This window comes from Flavobacterium aurantiibacter (genome assembly GCF_002251775.1).
Classification (GTDB): domain Bacteria; phylum Bacteroidota; class Bacteroidia; order Flavobacteriales; family Flavobacteriaceae; genus Flavobacterium; species Flavobacterium aurantiibacter.
On record NZ_NOXX01000058.1, the window covers coordinates 1 to 1,248 of the forward strand.

Consider the following 1,248-nt stretch of genomic DNA (forward strand, 5'->3'; position numbering starts at 1 on the left):
CGGCATAACAGGAACGTGGTCGCCAGCGCTGAATAACACAGCAACCACCACATACACGTTCACTCCTGCAGTCGGACAATGCGCTGCCACGGCAACGTTAACAATACGCGTTAATAGCCCAGTAGTACTGACAAGAATAAACGGCCCTAATACATTGTGTGAACGTGAAGTTATAGAGTTTACTGCTAATCAATCAGGAGGTTTTTGGAGCAGTAGTGATAGTAATATTGCCACAATCGATGCGGCGAGCGGTTTGCTTAGAGCGCTCTCGCCAGGTTTTGTTACTCTTACATACCAGATTTCTACACCTTGTTTGAGTGTTATTTCAAGAACCATAGAAATTGTCGATCTGCCCGAAGTTCAATTGCCGCAGGATTTGTATTTATGTTTAGACAACGTAACTGGACAAGTTATATCTGTGGTCGAGGTCAAAACGGATTTATCTCCCGCTGATTATACTTTTTCATGGACTTTGAATGGTGATCCATTAACCGAAACCTCAAATTCTTTATTAGTTCAAGTTCCAGGAATTTATCAAGTTACTGTAACTAATCTCGTTACAGGCTGCAGTTCATTAGCACGTACCGAAGTAAAAACTTCCTCTTTAGCAGTGGCAATTGTAAGTGTTGGAGATGATTTTGACGATCGCCAGCAAATTGTAGTGCAAGTTACTGGAGGTTCAGGATCCTATGAGTATATTTTAAACGACGGTTTTGTTCAAGATAGCAATGTCTTTACAAATATTTATCAAGGCCCTTATAATGTTTCAGTTCGCGATAAATTTGGTTGTGGCACTGTAAGTTATTCGGTTTTTGCTTTAAATTATCCGCGTTTTATTACGCCAAATGGCGACGGTTATAACGACTATTGGTCGATTGAAGATCCTTTGAATCAAATTGCTTCTGATATCTTGATTTTTGATCGTTATGGAAAGTTATTGACCACAGTTGCGCCAAATTCTGTGGGATGGGATGGAACTTTCCAAGGTAAACCGCAAGTAGCAACCGATTACTGGTTTACGCTATTTTACATCGATCAATCTGGCAATAAACAAGAATTTAAAGCTCATTTTGCTTTAAAAAGATAGCACAAGACTTAATTTTATTTGGGCGTAACCCTTCCCAAACGTCCCCGGAGGATGCATGCACGGTCAGGGTCGCGCCGTTCGTTACAATAGCCGTTCCAACCGCAAACGTTCCGTTAGTTTCAAACGGGCTTCCGTTCGGTCGCCGTTTCAAACCACGTCAC

The 1,248-nt window shown here is 41.6% G+C and carries 1 protein-coding gene; it reads left to right on the forward strand.

Going from position 1 to position 1,248, the window contains the following annotated elements; translation table 11 throughout:
• Nucleotides 1–1,087, forward strand: a 1,087-nt coding sequence (locus CHX27_RS00675) for a T9SS type B sorting domain-containing protein (protein ID WP_133063371.1), incomplete at its 5' end; no start/stop codon positions are given.
• Nucleotides 1,088–1,248 lie beyond the last annotated feature (161 nt).